The organism is Paenibacillus diazotrophicus (genome assembly GCF_042610465.1).
The window spans coordinates 1-14,816 of sequence record NZ_JBGJZN010000010.1; the positions used below are offsets into that span (position 1 = coordinate 1).

Consider the following 14,816-nt stretch of genomic DNA (forward strand, 5'->3'; position numbering starts at 1 on the left):
CCGTCACTGTGTTCCCTTGCTGATAGCTGTTGCTGTCGGTCGGTACTGCACCGCCGGTGTTCCCGTTTCCGTTATACGTTACGGTGTAGGTCGGATTCGCCGTCCACTTCGCATAGAGAATGGCATTCGCCGATCCCATGCTGAAGGTGGCATTCGAAGCGTAGTCGGTGCCGCTTCCGTTAGCAGCAGTGTTCCAGCCTGCGAACGTATAGCCCGTCTTCACCAGCGTTCCGATGTTCCCCAGCACCGTCACCGTGTTCCCCTGCTGATAGCTGTTGCTGTCGGTCGGTACTGCACCGCCGGTGTTCCCGTTTCCGTTATACGTTACGGTAAAGGTCGGATTCGCCGTCCACTTCGCATAGAGAATGGCATTCGCCGATCCCATGTTGAAAGTGGCATTCGAAGCGTAGTCGGTGCCGCTTCCGTTAGCGGCAGTGTTCCAGCCTGCGAACGTATAACTCGTCTTCACCAGCGTTCCGGTGTTCCCCAGTATCGTCACTGTGTTCCCCTGCTGATAGCTGTTGCTGTCGGTCGGAACCGCACCACCGGTGCTGCCGTTTCCGTCATACGTTACGGTGTAGGTCGGATTCGCCGTCCACTTCGCATAGAGCGTGGCATTCGCCGATCCCATGCTGAAAGTGGCATTCGAAGCGTAGTCGGTGCCGCTTCCGTTAGCAGCGGTGTTCCAGCCTGCGAACGTATAGCCCGTCTTCACCAGCGTTCCCGTGTTCCCCAGCACGGTCACCGTGTTCCCCTGCTGATAGCTGTTGCTGTCGGTCGGAACCGCACCACCGGTGCTGCCGTTTCCGTTATACGTTACGGTGTAGGTCGGATTGGCCGTCCACTTCGCATAGAGGGTGGCATTCGCCGATCCCATGCTGAAGGTGGCATTCGTCGCGTAGTCGGTGCCGCTTCCGTTAGCCGCAGTGTTCCAGCCTGCGAACGTATAGCCCGTCTTCACCAGCGTTCCCGTGTTCCCCAGCACGGTCACTGTGTTCCCCTGCTGATAGCTGCTATTGTCAGTCGGAACCGCACCGCCGGTGCTGCCGTTTCCGTTATACGTTACGGTGTAGGTCGGATTGGCCGTCCACTTCGCATAGAGGGTGGCATTCGCCGATCCCATGCTGAAGGTGGCATTCGTCGCGTAGTCGGTGCCGCTTCCGTTAGCCGCAGTGTTCCAGCCTGCGAACGTATAGCCCGTCTTCACCAGCGTTCCCGTGTTCCCCAGCACGGTCACTGTGTTCCCCTGCTGATAGCTGCTATTGTCAGTCGGAACCGCACCGCCGGTGCTGCCGTTTCCGTTATACGTTACGGTGTAGGTCGGATTGGCCGTCCACTTCGCATAGAGGGTGGCATTCGCCGATCCCATGCTGAAGGTGGCATTCGTCGCGTAGTCGGTGCCGCTTCCGTTAGCCGCAGTGTTCCAGCCTGCGAACGTATAGCCCGTCTTCACCAGCGTTCCCGTGTTCCCCAGCACGGTCACTGTGTTCCCCTGCTGATAGCTGCTATTGTCAGTCGGAACCGCACCGCCGGTGCTGCCGTTTCCGTTATACGTTACGGTGTAGGTCGGATTGGCTGTCCACTTCGCATAGAGGGTGGCATTCGCCGATCCCATGCTGAAGGTGGCATTCGTCGCGTAGTCGGTGCCGCTTCCGTTAGCGGCAGTGTTCCAGCCTGCGAACGTATAGCCCGTCTTCACCAGCGTTCCTGTGTTCCCCAGCACCGTCACCGTGTTCCCCTGCTGATAGCTGCTATTGTCAGTCGGAACCGCACCGCCGGTGTTCCCGTTTCCGTTATACGTTACGGTGTAGGTCGGATTGGCTGTCCACTTCGCATAGAGGGTGGCATTCGCCGATCCCATGCTGAAGGTGGCATTCGTCGCGTAGTCGGTGCCGCTTCCGTTAGCAGCCGTATTCCAGCCTGCGAACGTATAGCCCGTCTTCACCAGCGTTCCGGTGTTCCCCAGCACCGTCACTGTGTCCCCTTGCTGATAGCTGCTATTGTCAGTCGGAACCGCACCGCCGGTGTTCCCGTTTCCGTTATACGTTACGGTGTAGGTCGGATTCGCCGTCCACTTCGCATAGAGCGTGGCATTCGCCGATCCCATGCTGAAGGTGGCATTCGAAGCGTAGTCGGTGCCGCTTCCGTTAGCGGCAGTGTTCCAGCCTGCGAACGTATAGCCCGTCTTCACCAGCGTTCCTGTGTTCCCCAGCACCGTCACCGTGTTCCCCTGCTGATAGCTGCTATTGTCAGTCGGAACTGCACCGCCGGTGTTGCCGTTTCCGTTATACGTTACGGTGTAGGTCGGATTGGCCGTCCACTTCGCATAGAGCGTGGCATTCGCCGATCCCATGCTGAAGGTGGCATTCGAAGCGTAGTCGGTGCCGCTTCCGTTAGCGGCAGTGTTCCAGCCTGCGAACGTATAGCCCGTCTTCACCAGCGTTCCTGTGTTCCCCAGCACCGTCACCGTGTTCCCTTGCTGATAGCTGCTATTGTCAGTCGGAACCGCACCGCCGGTGTTCCCGTTTCCGTTATACGTTACGGTGTAGGTCGGATTGGCCGTCCACTTCGCATAGAGCGTGGCATTCGCCGATCCCATGCTGAAGGTGGCATTCGAAGCGTAGTCGGTGCCGCTTCCGTTAGCAGCGGTGTTCCAGCCTGCGAACGTATAGCCCGTCTTCACCAGCGTTCCCGTGTTCCCCAGCACCGTCACTGTGTTCCCTTGCTGATAGCTGCTATTGTCAGTCGGAACTGTACCGCCGGTGTTCCCGTTTCCGTTATACGTTACGGTGTAGGTCGGATTCGCTGTCCACTTCGCATAGAGGGTGGCATTCGCCGATCCCATGCTGAAGGTGGCATTCGTCGCGTAGTCGGTGCCGCTTCCGTTAGCGGCAGTGTTCCAGCCTGCGAACGTATAGCCCGTCTTCACCAGTGCTCCAGTGTTCCCCAGCACCGTCACCGTGTTCCCCTGCTGATAGCTGCTATTGTCAGTCGGAACCGCACCGCCGGTGTTCCCGTTTCCGTTATACGTTACGGTGTAGGTCGGATTGGCATTCACTGTAACCGTAATTGTCCTTATCGCAGTTGACGTACCATCACTAACTTGAATAATAAAACTGTCAGTCCCTGCATATCCGCTGGCAGGTGTGTAGGTGATGGTTCCTCCTGGTGCAATATCAGTACTGCCACTGGCTGCTGTTGCGCTTGAGAAATGGAGTGTCCCATGATTTGGCGACGTAATTTGTGACCATGTCTCTACCTGACTTGAATCAGTATCGCTTACATGTAGCAGACCTTTGATATCTGTTGCACTTGAATCTTGATTTACGATAAAACTGGTTGTTGCACCAATAAAAACAGGTGTTGTGTTTAAGTTTCTGAAATTAACTGCATTGATATTGTCGATTCCGAAAGCCCCGGTAACTTGATAAGATCCATCGGTCTGGATACGAAATTTATCAATACCTACAAACTTAGTATTGGAAGACACATTAAAAGTAACAAGTTGACCTCCAACATATACATCCATAACAGATAGTGACATCGTTGCTCCAGTAACGACTGAGCCATTTTGATACCCTATAAGTTGAATATTTCCACCTATTCCTGCACTTGAACCAGCCATTGCAATATCTACGGACTGAAGATCAAATATTTGTCCGCTGTTTGAAGACACTTCCATATAGGATAATGGAGTTCCGTCATCGCTCACTCCGTCTATAAGATTGGTTTGACCTGTTAGGGGTTCTGCAGCAATGTAGCAATTTGTTGCGCTGCTTGACTTGAGCACAAAATCATATCCATTAATATTAGTCGCCTTTAGTCCTAGACCAGTAGACGGTCCAGATACTATGAGCGGTCCATTAACTGAATTGAAATCTGTAATACCGTTTGCGGGGGTATAAGCACTTGCAATCATTAACGTGTTCGTTCCAAATATAAGAACCAATACGAGGATAAAAACCCTCTTTACTACGTTTACTTGCGAACTGTGAATTCTTGCTTTTCGCCTTAAACTATTAGCCATAATTACCTCCACTGAATTTAGTCACAATAATAACAAGATAGATCAAACCCGATAAATTCACTATACCTATTATGGAGTATTTTCCTGATTTCCTAGGTGTCCGAGAATGAAAGTGATATTAGCGGCAAGATAGTCTATTTAATATGCTTTTCCATTTTCATCCTTTGGTCACTTCGTCGAAGCAAAAAAACTGCCCCGTTCGTAGAAAATTCTACTCACGGGACAGCCCTCTGTTCACTTCTATTCCAGTTGTCCATTCCTTAGAGTTGTTCTCCGCTGCCCTCACGAGCCCGCTCTAACGCGGCAATGTCCAGCTTGCCCATCTGGAGCATGGCCTGCATGACTCTTTGTGCTTTGACAGGATCCGGATCACTCAGCAATCTCCCCGCTTCAGTCGGGAAAATCTGCCAGGACAAACCGTATCTGTCTTTCAGCCAACCGCACGGTCCTTCTGAGCCGCCTTCGGACAGCTTCTCCCACAGCTCGTCGACCTCCTCCTGTCCTTCACAGTTCACCATCAGCGAGATCGCTTCCGTAAATTTGAACTCCGGGCCACCGTTGAGTGCAGTGTAGACCTGTCCGTCCAGCACAAACGTCACCGTCATCACCAACCCGGCTGGACGTCTGCCGCCTTCCCCATAATAAGAGGTATTCAAGATTCTGGAATTTTTAAAAATCGAGGTGTAGTATTTCGCCGCTTCTTCCGCTTCCGTATCGAACCATAGATTCGTGACAATTTTCGGCATTACCGATCCCTCCTAAATGTTGTTGTACAGTTGGTACCTTATTCAACTCTACATTCCTGCAATGGGTCTCACTTCTACACTGGTACCTTCACCTAGCAGAATCGGGCAGTCCTTCGCAAGCTGAACCGCTTCCTCCATATCCTCTGCATTTACCAGGATATACCCGGCCACGGATTCTTTATGCTCGGTGTAGGGTCCAACTGTTGTAATGCCATGGGGCCGCAGAACTCTGCCTTCTGCAGATAGATGATTCCCGCCTACTGCAAGTCTGTCCTGTGCAGCAAGACTGCTGATCCATTCTCCCCACTGCTCCATGTAAGCTTGCATTTGTACTGGCGTAGGCTGTGCTTCCATGGTGGTGATATCCATACGAAATACGAACAGGAATGTATGCATTGGCTTGCCCCCTTGTCTCCTACATTATAGTACAAAGCAAGGGCTTGGACTTCTTCTGAATTGCTGATAATTCCCGCTGCCTTCTTTCTTCACCAAAAAGCCCGGACTTAATCGCCCGGACTCCTGGTAAATCTATAAACAATCATGATTTGCTGTTTATTCGTTACTGTTTATTCGTTGTTGTCCATCCATTGAAAATGGAAGCTGCCCGGCTGATCCAGCCGTTCAAAGGTATGGGCTCCGAAGTAGTCCCGCTGTGCCTGCAGCAGGTTGGCAGGAAGACGTTCGGAACGGTAGCTGTCATAATAGGCCAGTCCGGAGGCAAACGCCGGAACCGGAATTCCTCTTTTGACGGCAATCGCAACTACATCTCTCCAGGCTTCCTGATAGTTGTGCACTACACCGCTGAAGTATTCGTCCAGGAACAGGTTTTTGAGTTCAGGGTCGCGGTCATAGGCGTCTTTGATATTCTGCAGGAAGCCTGCGCGGATGATGCAGCCCCCGCGGAAGATCATCGCAATGCTGCCATAGCTCAAGTTCCAGTTATACTCGTCCGAAGCCACTCTCATCTGGGCAAAGCCCTGGGCGTAGGAGGCGATTTTGCTGGCGTATAGCGCTTTGCGGACCGCCTCAATGAATTCCTTGGCATCGCCGTCATAGCCCTTAACTTCAGGACCCTTCAGACGTTTGCTTGCCGCCACGCGTTCTTCCTTCATCGCCGAGATGAACCGCGCAAAGACGGATTCGGTAATGATGGATAACGGAACGCCCAGATCGAGGGCATTTTGACTTGTCCATTTGCCTGTTCCCTTTTGTCCGGCGGAATCCAGGATCACATCGACCATCGGTTTGCCGGTATCCGGGTCAGCCTTAGCGAAAATGTCGGCTGTAATCTCAATGAGATAGCTGTTTAGCTCCCCGCGGTTCCACTCTGAGAAAATCTCATGCAATTCATTGGTGTCCAGGCCCAGTACATCCTTCAGCAATTGGTATGCTTCGCCAATCAGCTGCATATCGCCGTATTCGATGCCATTATGCACCATTTTGACATAGTGTCCTGCACCGTCTTCTCCGATGTAGGTAGAGCAAGGATCACCGTCCACTTTGGCGGAAATGGCTGTCAGGATTGGCTCCACCAGTTCGTAGGCATCCTTTTGTCCGCCCGGCATAATCGCCGGTCCCTTCAGCGCCCCTTCTTCACCACCGGATACCCCTGCGCCGATAAAGCGGAAGCCTTGGGCCTGCAGTTCCTTGTTCCGTCTTTGCGTATCCGGGAAAAAGGCATTCCCGCCGTCAATCAGGATATCCCCCGGCGACAAATGCGGCACCAGCTGCTGAATCGTATCATCTGTCGGCTTGCCGGCCTTGACCATAATCATGATTTTGCGAGGTGTCTCCAGAGATTCGACAAACTCTTCGATGCTGTAAGCACCGGCGAAGTTTTTACCGGCTGCTTCTGCAAGCAGCTCATCCGTTTTCTCACGGGAACGGTTGTACAGGGCCACCGAGAACCCTTTGCTCTCCATATTCAAGGCCAGATTCTTGCCCATAACGGCCAAACCGACCACACCAATCTGCTGTTTACCCATCGTTAATAGACCTCCCTATATATGTGCTGGACCGTATTAGACCTGCGGTGCTTTTTTCCAGTCGGCGGCGAACTTCTCAAGTCCTTGATCAGTCAGCGGATGCTTGGAGATTTGCTCAATGACGCTGAATGGAATGGTGGCAATATGCGCACCAGCCATCGCTACTCGGGTTACGTGATCCGGATGACGGACCGATGCGGCGATAATCTGCGCGCCCAAGTTATGAATACGGAACAGTTCAGCAACTTTCACGATCAACTGGACTCCATCCTCCGAAATATCATCCAGGCGGCCCAGGAATGGCGATACATAGGTAGCTCCAGCACGGGCAGCGAGCAGCGCCTGGTTCACAGTGAAGATCAGGGTTACGTTGGTTTTTACACCTTTTTTGGTAAGGTAGCGGCAGGCTTCCAGGCCTGCGAGCGTCATCGGAAGCTTAATGGTAATGTTCTTGTCGTTGTTATTGATCTTGATCAGTTCGTTAGCCTGTGCGATCATCTCTTCAGCCGTAACCGCATCCGGTGTAACCTCGGCGGATACCGACTCCACCTCAGGCACGAGACGCAGAATTTCTGCAATGCGGTCTTCGAATTTCACGCCTTCTTTAGCGACCAGGGATGGGTTCGTGGTAACACCGGACAGGACGCCGATCTGGTATGCCTTTTGGATGTCTTCCACATTAGCCGTATCGATAAAAAATTTCATATTCATAAACCTCCATTTTTAGTTGAATGAATTACAGTATTAAAAATTTGAAGCATCGGGCAAAGAAAGTTCAATTTCTTCTTCATTTGCAGCGTCGAGCCACCAGTGATGCCCGTCTTTTGCCAGAAGCTGATCCGACTCGGCGGGGCCAAACGTGCCTGCAGCATAGGGATACAGGGGAACAGTATTTTGGGCAAAAGCATTCAGGATCGGCTGCACCCATTTCCAGGACAACTCCACCTCATTCCAATGCGCGAAAAACGACGGATCTCCATGCAAAGCATCATATATCAGATTCTCATAAGCCTCCGGCACTTCAATAGAGCTGGTATGAAAATCAATGTGCATCGCCTTGAACTTTCCTTTATGCTGAGGATCTCTTGCCTTGAGCTGCAGGGTAATGCCTTCGTTCGGACTGATCTCGAACACCAGAAGATTAGGGATATCATCCTCAGCCGCTGACGAATTCTGCTTGAGTGGCTCTTTGAACTCTATAACAATGCGCGTCGATTTCTCTTTCATTCTTTTCCCGGTCCGGATATAGAAAGGAACACCCTTCCAGAAAGGATCATCGATCTGCAGTCTGGCTGCAATAAAAGTATCGTTCTTAGATCCTGCTGCAATTCCCGGTTCAGAGGTATAGCCTGGGACCGATTTACCCTGGATAGAGCCTGCGCTGTACTGCCCACGGATCACATTGAACTGGACATCTGCTTCTTTCAGCGGCTGTAGTGCTTCCATTACTTCTTTCTTCTTGAAACGGACCTCTTCTGCAGAGCTGTCCTTCGGCAGCCGGATGGCCAGCATCATGAGCAGCTGCAGCATATGATTCTGGAACATGTCTCTGAGCGCACCTACATGATCGTAATAGCCCGCTCTTTCCTCCACGCCCACAGTTTCCGCTGCGGTAATCTGCACATTGGCAATGTAGCGGTTGTTCCACAGGGCATGAAGCACCGGATTCGTCTGCTGGAACACATCCAGCTCCTGCACCATCGGTTTGCCGAGGTAATGGTCGATCCGGAAAATTTCATCCTCCGAAAAAGCTTCACTCAGCTTCAAATTCAGCTCCTGCGCAGACTGCAGATCATGGCCGAAGGGCTTTTCAATGACCAGACGTTTCCAGCCTTTGGCGGCACCCAGACCACTTTCTTTAATATTCAAGGCAATCGGTTCAAAAAACTCAGGACCAACGGACAAATAGAACATCCGGTTAGGGGATTTCCCCATCCCCACTTCCTGCTGTTCAACGCGCTGCAGCAGCTTGAGATAATCCTCAGTGTGCCCGACATCCAGCACATTATATCGGAAGGCCTTCAGGAAGCTGCGCACGGATGCGGAATCCTTTACTTCCCGCCGGGAAAAGTCCCGGATCGACCGCTCTACCATCGCCTGAAAGGCTTCATCAGCCACTTCTCTTCTTCCAAGACCAATCACAGAGAATGAATGGTGCAGCTTGTGATCGAGAAACAGATTATACAGCGCAGGATAGATTTTTCTTCGGGCTAAATCTCCTGTCGCTCCAAACAAAACAAATGTGGTTGCCTCCATCTCCATTCTCCTTCTGCTCTGGTTTAACTTTCCTGGTTACACTATAATACAAATACGACCCATACAAGTAATTAATATATTTCACAGGAGCTATAGACCATGTCTATGAACAATTTTGAACTGTACAAGGTTTTTTACTGGGCTGCCAAGACCGGAAGCCTGACCCAAGCCGCCAAATCCCTCTATATTACCCAGCCGAGCGTCAGCCATGCTATTAAGCAACTGGAGGACAGCTTTGGCCTCAATCTCTTCACCCGGAATTCCAAAGGTGTCACCCTGACTCCGGAAGGCGCCACCCTGTACTCCTATATCGAGCAGTCGCACATTCTGATCACCCAAGCCGAGAAGAAGATGACTGAGCTCAAGAACCTCGACAACGGTGAGCTGCGTATCGGCGGCAGTGACTCCCTGTTCAAGCATTATCTGCTGCCTTTTATTGAAATCTTTCATCAGCGTTACCCCGGCATCCGGCTGCATCTGATCCATGGAACCACACCGGAAGTCATTTCCTATTTAAAAGAAGGGCTCGTCGATCTCGGAGTAGTTCGCATGCCCATCTCTGATCCCCAACTTGAAGTGCGGCAGGGGCTGCAGCTGCAAGACTGCTTCATCGCAGGCTGCCATTATGCGGAGCTGAATCAGAAGGTGCTCTCTATCGAGGAGCTGCTTCAGTATCCCATCATCCTCTTCTCCCGCAGCAGCCGGGCGCGTATGGCAATCACAGATTTGTTCCAGGGCTACGGCTACGAGCTGAAGCCTGAATTCGAGGTCGGCAGCGTTGGCCTGCTGATCGAATTCGCCCGCAAGGGACTCGGCATCTCCTTCGTCACCCGTGAATTCGTGTCCAAGGAGCTGGAAGAAGGCTCCCTCTTCGAGATTAAGCTCGACGTGCAGCTGCCCCCTGCCCAGGTGGGCATGATGACCATGCGCAACATGCCGCTGACGACGGCCGCAAGCAAGTTTATTGAGCTTACGAAGTAGGATGGTTGGGGCATGGACAACGGCATTTTGCCGTTATTAAGCCGCAACCCCATCCCCGGGGCTTCAACAACGGCATTTCTGCCGTTGTTCCCGTACGATTTCATCCTTGGACGATGAACCAGAACGAAGGAACATCATCCTTCCTTAAAAGACACTCAAAACCCGGTTCCTTCTATGCGCTCTATTGGAAAAGCCCAATATGAAAATAATGTATTTTTCATCGATAAATACAAACAAATGTTCTAAAATAAAGATCTATATTACTCGGGAAGGTGAGTCAAGGAGATGAATATTATGAATCCATTTGAACATTGTCCAATCTATGAAACCGATCATTTAGTATTCACAAAGGTTAAAGAAGAAGATGCAAAAGACCTTTTTGAATGTTATTCCGACCCGATAACGAAAGGCCATATGAATAATGATAATTGTGGCGGCGAATGGGATTGTCCCAGTATAGATAATGTTAGACAAGGGATTAATGCATGGAATAAAGAATTCGACGCCAGATTTTTCATTCGATGGAGTGTACGTTACAAGCAGCTAAATAAAGTAATTGGAACCATTGAATTAGCACCCATCCCTAATACAACTAGGTTTTTGGATGGTGTATGCCAATCAGGCATTCTGAGAATTGACATAATTTCATCCTTTGAGGATCGGGCCATTTTTTCCGAGATTCTACAAATAGTAACTGATCATTTTTACATAGATTTTGGGATAGACAATATTATTACGAAAGTCACAACAGATGATATCGAAAGAATTCAAGCCGTAGAGGATAACCATTTTATTAAGCTAGAGGATAACCCCTTTATACCTTTTGATAATTATTATCTAAAAAAGAATAAGGATTAATATCAGCATAATAAAAAAAATTGGCACTCAAACCTTGATCAGTTTGAATGCCGATTCTAATATCAAGCGCCTCCCGCATTATTTCAACGGAATCGAGTAAAATAACCGGCTGCCCTGGTTGTTGGTGTACCAGACAACTTCTCCACCGACAATAACAGGATTGGTCTCAGATAAGGCAAAATGCGCGAGGGTCTGGATACCTCCTGTGGCCTGCCCGTTGCCATCAATATATACATATTTCAGGTCGCCGGAATTCCCTTCCTTATCGAATTCCTGCCACAGCACCATCAGCCTGTCCTCCGAGATTTTAACCAGCTTAGGGATCGATGCGATCTTGTCTGTTCCTACATATTTAGCCAAAGTGGTGTGCTGGACAGAAGCACTGGACATACTGGCCTTGGGGAGCACACTAAGTATGATATCCCGCTGGTCAATCTTCAGTCCTACCATCTCATATGAGGTATATTCCGTAACTGCAGAATGGTCCACGCTGTTCATGGCAACGATATAGCTGCCCGCAGACATTTCAAATCCGCCGATAGAAACCCCTGTACAATTCGCTCCAATATTACCTGGAATCTCAAACAAATCTACCTCGCTATAGCTGTTACCGTCCCCTTTATGCAGCACAACCGAGCGGGGATAAGCATCCCCATGATCCACAAGAACCTGGGTACTGCCGTCAAACAATACATACTGATCGAAGGAATGACTGACATGGTTTTTCTGGAATCGCCCCAGATCATTAGTCACCTTCATGGTTGATGTATTCACCATAATCGTAAGCTGGGACTGATGATTCAATCCATCGGATGTGGTGTATCTTTTACGTGCGGTGTGTAGCACCAGGGTATCCCCGTACTCCGCCATCCGGCCGGAACCCGCTTCAAAAGGTTCTATCGTAAAGCTCTCCCCGCCTTTAATAGAGACACTGTCGATCCGATTGAAGCTTTTATCATACCGGACAATACGAATCACTTCTTTATCATTGTTCTCTTCCTTATTCTCTTGCCCAAAAGCGATATAGTTATATTTCGTGCCGCTATAAAAAGCCCCGAACAACGGAAGCTCATAAGCCAGTTTGTTGCTGGCAATCAAGTCATACTTCTCATTGTAGGTTTCAATGGTAATCACTTTATTGGCCTCTATGACACTTACCGTCTGATCCTGATTATTGACCAGGTATGAGGTGACCGGACTTTTCCATCTTGGAAAATCGGAAGTTTCACCGTTATCCTTGGCGGCAAACGCTGTTTTCACCCGATAGGCATTATCAGGAATCTTCGAGAAGACCGATATCCGATTGGCTTGATTGTCGTATTCAACGTCAAATGGAATCTTGCCCGACAAATCTCTTAATTGAAAATAATTGCTGCCCCCAATCGTATAGGCTGTAATCTGCTGCTGCGTTCCATCGACCAGGAGCTTGGAAGCGGAGAGTGAGGCTATGTATTTTTTGCTGCGGCTATAATAACTGCTGTTGGCTGACCCCTCAGGCGTATAGGCCCGTCCTGTTACAATCTCTACTGCGTTCTGCTGTTTATTCCAAGTCACATCGAACTGACTAGCCGTTCCCGATAATTGCTTGGCGATATCCCGCAGACTGTAATAGTTGCTGCCCGCTATGTTGAAGCCGTATAGCGACTGCTCCTCTCCATTAAAATATGTCTTGCTGTCCGTCAGCACAGCCTGCACCGTATTGCCGGCAAACGCTGGCCTGCTTAGTGCTGGTGCAACCAATAATAGGACCAGCAGTAACCTGAAAAACCTTTTCATCCTTCATTTCCTCCATGACTTCATTCGATTTACAGAAGACGTTTCGGCTCCCATATAGACTTTATCGGTTATCCGGCAGTACAAGATCACCCCCCCAGAAACCTTCACCCTGCTGGAAAATAAAAAACACGCCGTCCAATTTCATCAGCTTCTGACACTGATCAAACGGTACGGCGTATTTTCTCATACGTATCTTCTCATACTTCTCTTCTCACATTTCTACTATTTCTTCAGGAAATCCGCACGTGCCGGGGTAAATGCATCCAGCAGGATGCCGTTATCCTCCAGCGGAATGCAGCCATGCAGAACATCAGACGGGAAGTGGATGGTGTCGCCTTCCTTGACGATCTGCACATCCTGGGTTTCACCGTTATCGATCATAAATTGAAAGCTTCCCTTCAGCACATAAGTTACCTGTTCATGGACATGCTTATGAAGCGGTATCTCCCCTTGCTGAGCTTTCGCAAACATCACTTTGGCATACATAATCTGCTCGCTATGCGCCAGCACCTTACGTGTAGTATTGCTGTCGACGGTATCTGTCTGAATCTCTTGATCTTTGAAAAACATAAACAATTCCTCCACTAAATCGATTTAGTTAAACCAATGAAAAATAGCCCACAGTACACCGGACAGCGTAGTGAAATCCGGATCTGCAAAGGTTACCCCTTCGGCTCCCAAGTAAGAAAACAGCGGCAGGGTCAGCGCAGGCAGCAGGCAGAGCAGGAACCCGTTGAGACAACTGGAAATGATAGCGCCTCTGAAACCACCGCTGGAGTTGCCGAAGATCGCAGCCGCACCACCGGCCAGGAAGCAGGCCATAATCCCAGGGACAATAACCGGCAAGCCCACAAGCGGGAAAAGGAAGACACAGGCTACTCCAGTGAAGAAGCTGGTCAGGAATCCTACCAGTGCCGAGTTGGGTGCTTTATCAAAAAGAACCAATACATCCACGCCAGGTATAGCGCCTGGAGCAAACACTTGCGAGAATCCTTTGAAAGCCGGGACAATTTCCGTTGTGAACAGCTTAACACCCGCCTTGGCGATATACAACCCGGCCGCAAAGATGGCAGACTGTTCAAGGATGAAGACGATATATTCTTTTCCATCCGCTAATTTGGTTACATAGTCAGGTCCGGCAACCAGTCCGGATACAAGCAGCAGCACCAGCATGGTCAGCGTAGTCGCCACATTGGAGTCCCGCAAAAAGCTGATCCGGTCATTGATTTTGACATTTTCGGTGTCATTGTCTTTGTTCCCGAAGACTTTGCCCAGGTATGTACCGAGTATGTACGAAATCATGGACGCATGGGCAATCGTGTATTCATCTGACTTGATGATATTTCTGCTGGCATTTCGGAGCAGGTAAGGGAACACCGCCATATAGCTGCCGATCGCCAGCGAACCGACGATAATCGTAACTACGGAACTAAGACCGAGGCCCTTCATTACTGCAGTAGCTGCAAAGCTCATGAACAGAACCAGGTGAAGAGACAAATAAATGTATTTGAATTTGGTTACCCGTGCAAGCACGATATTAAGAATCATGGAGAACAACAGAATGAGTGCCGCATCCGCACCGATCTGATCAATGGTCAGGGACATGATCGCTTCGTTGCTCGGTACAACCCCTTTGAGATTGAAAGCGTAGGAGAAAATCTGGCTGAAGTTGGTAAGCACTCCCCCCAGAATTCCGCCGCCGACCTTAATCATGGTGAAGCCCATGAAGGAAAGGGTCGTTCCGGTGATGACTTCAGGCACGGTTTTACGCTGAAAAAGAAGACCAAGCAGTGTTACAATCGCAATAATGATGGATGGTTCCCTGATAATGCTCATAAACATATGCATGATGAGTTCCAACTACTTTCTTAATTTATTTTGTAATTTCGCTATTTACTAAATCGATTTAGTAATAATCCAAAAAATTTTCTCCCGCTCAGGGAGTTACAAACAAACCGTAAACCTAATCTTGTGAACAAAATCACAACCAAGTTCAAAAATATAATCCTCTAAGCTCAAGAGTCCTCCCCTCTGTTCATATATAGCGCTATCATTGTTAAAAACAGGAGTATCCGGGAATGCAAGGGTATTCATGACTCGAATCATAGGATCATTATAACGTGGAATTTCCATTTTGCAATAGGAAAAATAAAACCGTTTCCAAAATGACAATTAGAAACGGCTGCC

Annotated in this window: 12 protein-coding genes; 2 read left to right on the forward strand and 10 right to left on the reverse strand. The window is 49.6% G+C overall.

Annotation, left to right across the window (positions count from 1 at the left end; all coding sequences use genetic code 11):
• The 6 genes from ACAN54_RS27030 to zwf all read right to left on the reverse strand — a co-directional run.
• Positions 1-3,712: beta strand repeat-containing protein (locus ACAN54_RS27030; protein ID WP_379163050.1), on the reverse strand; the 3,712-nt coding region annotated here is incomplete at its 3' end.
• 575 nt (positions 3,713-4,287) lie between these two features.
• Entirely contained in the window at positions 4,288-4,773 is a 486-nt protein-coding gene (locus ACAN54_RS27035) for a VOC family protein (RefSeq protein ID WP_379163053.1), read from the reverse strand.
• Positions 4,774-4,821: 48 nt separating this feature from the next.
• Positions 4,822-5,169, reverse strand: a complete 348-nt coding sequence (locus ACAN54_RS27040; RefSeq protein WP_379163055.1) for a YciI family protein — start codon at positions 5,167-5,169, stop codon at positions 4,822-4,824.
• A 170-nt stretch (positions 5,170-5,339) separates the two neighbouring features.
• Positions 5,340-6,758, reverse strand: a complete 1,419-nt coding sequence (gene gndA, locus ACAN54_RS27045; protein ID WP_379163058.1) for an NADP-dependent phosphogluconate dehydrogenase — start codon at positions 6,756-6,758, stop codon at positions 5,340-5,342.
• A gap of 36 nt (positions 6,759-6,794) precedes the next feature.
• Complete coding sequence (gene fsa, locus ACAN54_RS27050) at positions 6,795-7,463, reverse strand: fructose-6-phosphate aldolase (RefSeq protein ID WP_074113640.1); 669 nt, start codon at positions 7,461-7,463, stop codon at positions 6,795-6,797.
• A gap of 39 nt (positions 7,464-7,502) precedes the next feature.
• Positions 7,503-9,014 (reverse strand): glucose-6-phosphate dehydrogenase, encoded by a 1,512-nt coding sequence (gene zwf / locus ACAN54_RS27055; RefSeq protein WP_379163062.1) that lies wholly within the window; start codon positions 9,012-9,014, stop codon positions 7,503-7,505.
• A 99-nt stretch (positions 9,015-9,113) separates the two neighbouring features.
• Here zwf and ACAN54_RS27060 point away from each other — a divergent pair, with 99 nt between their 5' ends.
• The gene (locus ACAN54_RS27060) at positions 9,114-9,995 is read left to right on the forward strand and encodes a LysR family transcriptional regulator (RefSeq protein ID WP_379163065.1); all 882 of its coding nucleotides are present in this window, start codon (positions 9,114-9,116) and stop codon (positions 9,993-9,995) included.
• Between the two features lie 294 nt (positions 9,996-10,289).
• The gene (locus ACAN54_RS27065) at positions 10,290-10,853 is read left to right on the forward strand and encodes a GNAT family N-acetyltransferase (RefSeq protein WP_379163067.1); all 564 of its coding nucleotides are present in this window, start codon (positions 10,290-10,292) and stop codon (positions 10,851-10,853) included.
• Positions 10,854-10,931: 78 nt separating this feature from the next.
• On the opposite strand, the gene ACAN54_RS27070 is transcribed toward ACAN54_RS27065, so the two are convergent.
• The 4 genes from ACAN54_RS27070 to ulaA form a co-directional block, all read right to left on the reverse strand.
• Positions 10,932-12,629 (reverse strand): hypothetical protein, encoded by a 1,698-nt coding sequence (locus ACAN54_RS27070; RefSeq protein ID WP_379163070.1) that lies wholly within the window; start codon positions 12,627-12,629, stop codon positions 10,932-10,934.
• 61 nt (positions 12,630-12,690) lie between these two features.
• Positions 12,691-12,816 carry a hypothetical protein gene (locus ACAN54_RS27075; RefSeq protein ID WP_379163073.1) on the reverse strand — a complete coding sequence of 42 codons (126 nt, stop codon included), beginning with the start codon at positions 12,814-12,816 and terminating at the stop codon, positions 12,691-12,693.
• Positions 12,817-12,851: 35 nt separating this feature from the next.
• Entirely contained in the window at positions 12,852-13,199 is a 348-nt protein-coding gene (locus ACAN54_RS27080) for a cupin domain-containing protein (RefSeq protein WP_379163076.1), read from the reverse strand.
• Positions 13,200-13,223: 24 nt separating this feature from the next.
• On the reverse strand, positions 13,224-14,465 hold the full coding sequence (gene ulaA, locus ACAN54_RS27085) for a PTS ascorbate transporter subunit IIC (RefSeq protein WP_379163079.1): 1,242 nt from the start codon (positions 14,463-14,465) through the stop codon (positions 13,224-13,226).
• Positions 14,466-14,816 lie beyond the last annotated feature (351 nt).